Annotated in this window: 6 protein-coding genes, 2 tRNA genes and 1 rRNA gene; 2 read left to right on the top strand and 7 right to left on the bottom strand. The window is 68.4% G+C overall.

Annotated features, from left to right (window positions below):
• Positions 1-155, bottom strand: a 16S ribosomal RNA gene (locus GA0070560_RS22950); the annotation flags it as partial.
• 647 nt (positions 156-802) lie between these two features.
• Between GA0070560_RS22950 and GA0070560_RS22945 the strand changes: the two genes are divergently transcribed.
• Positions 803-1030 carry a hypothetical protein gene (locus GA0070560_RS22945; protein WP_091301305.1) on the top strand — a complete coding sequence of 76 codons (228 nt, stop codon included), beginning with the start codon at positions 803-805 and terminating at the stop codon, positions 1028-1030.
• A 3-nt stretch (positions 1031-1033) separates the two neighbouring features.
• On the opposite strand, the gene GA0070560_RS22940 is transcribed toward GA0070560_RS22945, so the two are convergent.
• The 6 genes from GA0070560_RS22940 to GA0070560_RS22915 all read right to left on the bottom strand — a co-directional run bounded on the left by GA0070560_RS22940 (position 1034) and on the right by GA0070560_RS22915 (position 6628).
• Positions 1034-1831 carry a carbon-nitrogen hydrolase family protein gene (locus tag GA0070560_RS22940; protein WP_091301303.1) on the bottom strand — a complete coding sequence of 266 codons (798 nt, stop codon included), beginning with the start codon at positions 1829-1831 and terminating at the stop codon, positions 1034-1036.
• 240 nt (positions 1832-2071) lie between these two features.
• Positions 2072-3367, bottom strand: coding sequence for an ATP-dependent Clp protease ATP-binding subunit ClpX (gene clpX / locus GA0070560_RS22935; RefSeq protein WP_091301301.1), 1296 nt, complete (start codon positions 3365-3367; stop codon positions 2072-2074).
• Positions 3368-3578: 211 nt separating this feature from the next.
• The gene (locus tag GA0070560_RS22930) at positions 3579-4241 is read right to left on the bottom strand and encodes an ATP-dependent Clp protease proteolytic subunit (RefSeq protein WP_091301299.1); all 663 of its coding nucleotides are present in this window, start codon (positions 4239-4241) and stop codon (positions 3579-3581) included.
• Between the two features lie 14 nt (positions 4242-4255).
• Positions 4256-4897, bottom strand: a complete 642-nt coding sequence (locus tag GA0070560_RS22925) for an ATP-dependent Clp protease proteolytic subunit (RefSeq protein ID WP_091301297.1) — start codon at positions 4895-4897, stop codon at positions 4256-4258.
• 171 nt (positions 4898-5068) lie between these two features.
• Positions 5069-6415 (bottom strand): trigger factor, encoded by a 1347-nt coding sequence (tig, locus tag GA0070560_RS22920; protein WP_091301295.1) that lies wholly within the window; start codon positions 6413-6415, stop codon positions 5069-5071.
• Between the two features lie 139 nt (positions 6416-6554).
• Positions 6555-6628 (bottom strand) — tRNA-Pro (locus GA0070560_RS22915).
• 238 nt (positions 6629-6866) lie between these two features.
• On the opposite strand from GA0070560_RS22915, the gene GA0070560_RS22910 reads away from it, so the two are divergent.
• A tRNA-Gly gene (locus tag GA0070560_RS22910) sits at positions 6867-6940 on the top strand.
• The last annotated feature ends 46 nt before the right edge of the window (positions 6941-6986 follow it).

Below are 6986 nucleotides of genomic sequence, written 5' to 3'. Positions count from 1 at the left end.
GGTTTCCCGGGGTTATCCCAAAGCCTAGGGCAGGTTGCTCACGTGTTACTCACCCGTTCGCCGCTCGAGTACCCCGAAGGGCCTTTCCGCTCGACTTGCATGTGTTAAGCACGCCGCCAGCGTTCGTCCTGAGCCAGGATCAAACTCTCCAACAAAAACTGTTGAAAACATGTCCTGACAACAAAAGTGTTGCCAAAGGAATCCCAACCAACAACCCTCCCGAAGAAGGATCACCAGTCCGGGGTATAAATCAAATTGGCACTGGCTTATCAAGCACCCTGTTGAGTTCTCAAAGAACAACCACACACCGCCGGAACTCCACATCCGTGGAGCCCCATCCGGGGCAACCCCTCTAACTTACCCGACCCGACTTCCGCTGTCAACCTCGCATCCGAGGTGATCAACTTGGTTCGGTCCGTTCCACGCTGACGCACGCCGTCACCGGCGGTCGTTCCTGTCGTGGGAAGCGACAGACCGGCCGATCGCCGCTTCGCGGCCACCCGCCCGGCTCCCTGCCGGCTTTCGCACTCTACCCGGTCGGTTTCGCGATCGCAACCCCGTCTTCCGGAGTGTCTCGCACCGCCCGATCCTCAGTCTCGCTCGGCGTCTCCGCCACGAGCCTGGTGCCCGCTCTCCGTCGGTTTGTCCGGCCTCCCGCGTGCAGAGAGAAAGTTACGCGGAAGGCCCTCAGAAGGCAAATCAATGATCGTCATTGCGTCCTCGCGGGCTTCGTCCACGCAGACCGCGTGTCCCACCGCGAAGGGCGGGCCGGCGGAGCCGGCGGCGTGCCAGAGTGGCTGCCATGGATGACGTCTCGCGGTCCCCGGTGGTCCCCCTCGCCGAAGAGGCACTGCTCGGACTGCTGCTGCCCTTCTGGCAGCTGGTGATCGGCGCGGTCGTGCTCGTCGTCGTCCTGCTGTCGCTGGCGCGGCTGGCGCGGCGCGGGCGATCGCGGATGGGCACCGCTCTGCTGGTGACCGCCGCCGCGATCGTCGGCCTCACCGTGCTCGGCGTGCTCTTCCAGGATTGACGGCTACAGCCGGCGGTTGGCCAGGCTGGGCAGCTCCGCGCGGATGGTGTGCAGCCGATCGAGGTCGAGGTCGACGACGGTCAGACCGGGGCCGTCCGGCACCTGGCCGAGCACCGTCCCCCAGGGGTCGACCACCATGCTGCGCCCGAAGCACGTCCGGCCCGGATCGTGGTCGCCGGTCTGCCCGGCGGCGGCCACGAAGCACTGATTCTCGATCGCCCGGGCCCGCAGCAGCACCTCCCAGTGGTCCCGGCCGGTGTGCAGCATGAACGCGGCCGGCACGACGAGCAGGTGCGCTCCCCCGTCGGTGGCGAGCCGCCGATAGAGCTCGGGGAAGCGGAGGTCGTAGCAGATCGACAGGCCGACCCGTAGCCCTTCGACCTCGACCACCACCGGCCGGTCGCCCGGTGCGACTGTCGCCGACTCCAGGTAGGACACCCGGCCGGGGATCTCCACGTCGTACAGATGGATCTTGCGGTAGCTGGCGGCGAGAGCGCCGGAGCGGTCGAAGACCAGCGACGTGTTCCAGGTGTGCTCGGGATCCGGGCCGGCCTCGTGGAAGGAGCCGGCGACGACCCAGATGCCGAGCCGAGCCGCGACGCCCCCGAAGAACGTCCCCACCGTGCCGTCCACCGGCTCGGGTGCCGGCATGCCCGCGGCGTGGCCCAGGTAGTCGACGTACTCGGGGAGGACCGCGAGATCGGCACCGGCCGCCGCGGCCCTGACCAGCAGGGCCTCCGCGGCGGCCAGGTTGGCCGCGCGGTCGTCGCGGGCGTTGAGCTGGCAGACGGCGACACGCATGGAGATCAGCGTACGGCCGGAGCCCGGCCGACGACAGCGTCAGATGACGCGAGCACCGGCTGCGCCGCTCCCGCCCACCCGTTCGGGGCCTGCTGTCCTGCCGGCTCGCGGGGACCGCCGCCAGCACGAAGGGCACCACCCGGTCGTACCGAAGGCGGACCGCCGTCGTGTCCGACGGACGGAAGCACGGCCCCACAGGGTGGCCGTGCTCCCGAAGTCAGTGCGTGCGGCGGTGGCCGGTCAGGCCGACTTCTCCTCGCGATCCCGGCGGGCCCGGCGACCGGTGAACTCGCGCGGGACGATCGTCGGGTTGACGTTCTCCAGGACCACCTCGCGGGTGATCAGCACGCGGGCGGCGTCCGGGTTGCTGGGCACCTCGTACATCACGGAGAGGAGGACCTCTTCCATGATGGCGCGCAGGCCACGGGCACCGGTGCCGCGCAGCATCGCCTGGTCGGCGATCGCCTCCAGCGCCGGCTGCTCGAACTCCAACTCCACCCCGTCGAGCTCGAAGAGGCGCTGGTACTGCCGGACCAGCGCGTTGCGGGGCTCGGTGAGGATGCGCACCAGGGCGCTGCGGTCCAGGCTGCGCACGTTGGTGATCACGGGCAGCCGGCCGATGAACTCGGGGATGAGCCCGAACTTGAGCATGTCCTCCGGCATGACCTGGCTGAAGATGTCATCGGTCGACCGCTCGGAGACCGACCGGAGCCGGGCGCCGAAGCCGGTGCCGCCGTGACCGGTGCGGGCTTCGATGATCTGGTCGAGACCGGCGAAGGCGCCACCGCAGATGAACAGCACGTTGGTGGTGTCGATCTGGATGAACTCCTGGTGCGGGTGTTTGCGCCCGCCCTGCGGCGGCACGTTGGCCACCGTGCCCTCGAGCATCTTCAGCAACGCCTGCTGCACACCCTCGCCGGAGACGTCCCGGGTGATCGACGGGTTCTCCGACTTACGGGCGATCTTGTCGACCTCGTCGATGTAGATGATGCCGGTCTCGGCGCGCTTGATGTCGTAGTCCGCGGCCTGGATCAGCTTGAGGAGGATGTTCTCCACGTCCTCGCCGACGTACCCGGCCTCGGTCAGGGCGGTGGCGTCGGCGATCGCGAACGGCACGTTCAGCATCCGGGCCAGGGTCTGCGCCAGGTGGGTCTTACCGCACCCGGTCGGGCCGAGCAGCAGGATGTTGGACTTGGCCAGCTCGACGCCGTCGCTGCCGGGGCCCGGCGCGCCGGCCGCCTCGGCCTGGATCCGCTTGTAGTGGTTGTATACCGCGACGGCGAGCGCCTTCTTGGCCTGCTCCTGCCCGACGACGTAGTTGTCGAGGAACTGGCAGATCTCCATCGGCTTGGGAAGCTCTTCCCACTTCACCTCGCCGGACTCGGCCAACTCCTCTTCGATGATCTCGTTGCAGAGATCGATGCACTCGTCGCAGATGTAGACCCCTGGGCCCGCGATGAGCTTCTTGACCTGCTTCTGGGACTTACCACAGAAGGAGCACTTCAGTAGGTCGCCGCCGTCACCGATCCGTGCCACCTACGTTCTCCCTGCACTCGTCGGCCGGAACCCGGCCCTGACCTGCGGGCGCCGGGCGCCCGTCCGTCTGAAATCCCCGCCGCCGGTCCGACCCGGCACAGCGGTACGGACCCGACGTTACCCGCTGGCGGAGGTTTCTCCGACCCCCAAAACGGGTGTGTCAGAGGTCGGCCGGGAACCACGCGCCGACCGACCTCCGACCCGGCCTGGCTCAGCTCGCGGCGTTGGCCGCCAGCAGTCCCTTCTTGCGGCTGGTCAGGATCGTGTCGACCAGCCCGTACTCCTTGGCCTCCTCGGCCGTCATGATCTTGTCCCGGTCGATGTCCTTGCGGACCTTCTCGATCGGGCGGTTGCAGTGCCGGGAGAGCATGTCCTCCAGCTGGGTCCGCATCCGCAGGATCTCCCGGGCCTGGATCTCGATGTCCGAGCCCTGGCCGTAGCCGCCCTCGGTGGCCGGCTGGTGGATGATGATCCGCGAGTTCGGCAGCGCCATCCGCTTGCCCGGGGTGCCGGCCGCGAGCAGCACGGCCGCCGCACTCGCCGCCTGGCCCAGGCAGACGGTGGAGATGTCCGGCCGGACGTACTGCATGGTGTCGTAGATCGCCGTCATGGCGGTGAACGAGCCACCCGGCGAGTTGATGTACATGATGATGTCGCGGTCCGGGTCGGTGCCCTCGAGCGTCAGCAGCTGCGCCATCACGTCGTTGGCGGACGCGTCGTCCACCTGGACGCCGAGGAAGATGATCCGGTCCTCGAAGAGCTTGTTGTACGGGTTGGACTCCTTGACCCCGTACGACGTGCGCTCCACGAACGACGGGAGGACGTAGCGGTTGTGCACGGCCGCGAACTGGGGCGGCAGGCTCAGGTCGGTCATCGTCAGCTCCTCGGTCAGCTCAGGGTCCCGGCGCCTTCCGGAACCTGTGCGGCTCCGGTGATCACCTTGTCGATGAAGCCGTAGTCCATGGCCTCCTTGGCGGTGAACCAACGGTCGCGGTCCGAGTCCGCCTCGATCTGGGCCTGGGTCTGGCCGGTGTGGAACGCGACCCGCTCCTGGAACATCCGCTTGGTGTAGAGCATCTGCTCGGCCTGGATCGCGATGTCCGAGGCGGTGCCGCCCATGCCGCCGGACGGCTGGTGCATCATGATCCGCGCGTGCGGCAGGGCGTACCGCTTGCCCTTGGTGCCCGCGCAGAGCAGCAACTGGCCCATCGAGGCCGCCATGCCCATCGCCACGGTCGACACGTCGTTGTCGATGTACTGCATGGTGTCGTAGATCGCCATGCCGGAGTAGACCGAACCGCCCGGCGAGTTGATCCAGAGGAAGATGTCCCGGTCCGGGTCCTCCGCCGCGAGCAGCAGCAGCTGCGCGCAGATGCGGTTGGCCACCTGGTCGTTCACCTCGCTGCCCAGGAAGATGATGCGCTCCTTGAGCAACCGGTTGTAGACCGAGTCGTCGAGGTTGCCAATTGAGTCGCCACCGCGGGCGTCGATCGCCCGGAGCGGCTTCGCTGGGATGTGCATGTCGGTCATGGCAGCCCTTCGCTCTCCGTACCGTCGTACCCGACACTAACCGCTCAGCCGGGTGATCGACTCCCGGTCGGGACAGTGTTCGCTATCAGCGCAGCTGTCCCCGGGACGTACCCGGAAAAGGGTTTCGGCCGCCGTCCACCGCAACGGGCGGACGGCGGCCGACCGGGGACGTCAGTGCTCGTGGTCGTGCGCCTGCTCGCTCTCGGCGCGCAGCGCGTCGAGGCTGACCTCGTTGCCGGCGGCGTCCTTGATCTTGATCTTCTCCATCACGGCGGCGAGGGCCTTGCCGCGGCGGACGTCACCGAAGACGGCACCGGCGGCGCCGGAGCGCACCAGCTGGTCGTAGTACTGCTGCGGGGCCATGCCGGCACGCTGCGCCCGGTGGACGATCTCGTGGCCGAACTCGTCGTCGGAGACCTGGACGTCCTCGGCGTCGGCCAGGGTGTCCAGCAGGAGCTGGATCTTGACGCCCTCGGTCGCCGCCTCGTTCAGCTCGGCGTCGATCTGCTCCTCGGTCTTCTCCTCGGCGGCGAGGTACTCCTCCAGGGAGGCGCCGATCCGCTCGAGCTGGTCGATCATGGCGGCCTTGCGGCTCTCGACCTCCTCGCGGACGACACCCTCCGGCGCCGGCACCTCGGCGGCAGCGACCATCTGCTCGAGGGCCTTGTCCCGGGCGGCGTAGATCTGCTCCACCCGCTTGCCCCGGGTGACCCGCTCGCGCACGTCGCCGCGCAACTCCTCGATGGTGTCGAACTCGCTCGCCATCTGGGCGAAGTCGTCGTTCAGCTCCGGCAGCTCCTTCTCCTTGACCGTGCGGACGGTCACCGCCACGTCGGCGTCGCGGCCGGCGAAGTCGCCGCCCACCAACTGGGTGGTGAAGGTGGTGCTGTCCCCGGCGGCGAGACCGACCAGGGCCTCGTCCAGCCCTGGCAGGAGCTGCTTGCTGCCGACCTCGTGCGAGATGTTGCTCGCCTGGCCGCCCGGCACGTCCTCGCCGTCGACGGTGGCGTTCAGGTCGATCTGGACGTAGTCGCCCTCCTGGGCGGCCCGCTCGACGGTCTTGAGCGTGGCGAACCGCTCGCGCAGGCTCTTCACCTGCTCGTCGATCTCGCTGTCGTCGATCTGCAGCTCGTCGACGGTCACCTCGACGGTGGCCGGGTCCGGCAGAGTGATCTCCGGGCGCACGTCGACCTCGGCGGTGAAGTTGAGCGAGTCACCGTCGTTGAACTCGGTGATGTCGACCTCCGGACGACCGAGCGTCTTCAGGTCGTGCTCACGGACCGCAGCGAGGATGTTCTGCGGGATGGCCTCCTGGATCGCCTCGTTGAGGACGGTCCCCCGGCCCACCCGCTGGTCGATCACGGCGGCCGGCACCTTGCCCCGGCGGAAACCGGGAACCTGGACCTGCTGGCCGATCTCCCGGTACGCCTTCTTGAGGCTCGGCTCGAGCTCGACGAACGGCACCTCGATGGCGAGCCGCACGCGCGTCGGGCTCAGAGTCTCGACGGTGCTCTTCACAGGCGTACTCCTTGACGGATCTCAGTTGAGTCTGGGCGTGATTCAGCCCATCGAGTGTAGGCGAGCCAGCCGGACGCTCCGGCAGCGCCCGGGCAACCGCGCAAACAGCGATGCCCCGGCGCCCGGCCGCGGACGACAGTCGGGGTGGCGGGATTTGAACCCACGGCCCCTCGCTCCCAAAGCGAGTGCGCTACCAAGCTGCGCCACACCCCGTGGCGACGAGAAGTGTATGCCTTGCGGACCGGTGCGAGGTGTCGGGGCGGGCCCCAACGCGCCGAACCGGCAGCAACCGGACACGCTCCCGCACCCAGGACCAGCAGAGTCGCGGCGTCCCGCTTCCTGGGCCGACTGCGGTGTGGAGGGCCGTGACCGGCGCGTGGTAGATGCCTTTTGCGCACCGGGTGGGCGGACCGGGTAGGCTGTCGGCGCGTCCTGCGGTGTCGGGGCGTACGCGGGCGTAGCTCAATGGCAGAGCTTCAGTCTTCCAAACTGACGGTGCGGGTTCGATTCCCGTCGCCCGCTCCACGAACTCCGGCCCAGGTCAGCGGCATAGTCGCCGAGCCTGGGCCGT

The organism is Micromonospora halophytica, assembly GCF_900090245.1.
In the GTDB taxonomy this organism is placed as follows: domain Bacteria; phylum Actinomycetota; class Actinomycetes; order Mycobacteriales; family Micromonosporaceae; genus Micromonospora; species Micromonospora halophytica.
The sequence above is the reverse complement of the archived record's forward strand: the minus strand, read 5'-3'. Positions and strand labels throughout refer to the sequence as shown.

Bases quoted from the DNA above. Each gene is read 5' to 3' on its own strand.
- GA0070560_RS22945 (WP_091301305.1), top strand. From the start codon at position 803: ATGGATGACGTCTCGCGGTCCCCGGTGGTCCCCCTCGCCGAAGAGGCA.
- GA0070560_RS22940 (WP_091301303.1), bottom strand. From the start codon at position 1,831: ATGCGTGTCGCCGTCTGCCAGCTCAACGCCCGCGACGACCGCGCGGCC.
- GA0070560_RS22930 (WP_091301299.1), bottom strand. From the start codon at position 4,241: ATGACCGACCTGAGCCTGCCGCCCCAGTTCGCGGCCGTGCACAACCGC.
- GA0070560_RS22925 (WP_091301297.1), bottom strand. From the start codon at position 4,897: ATGACCGACATGCACATCCCAGCGAAGCCGCTCCGGGCGATCGACGCC.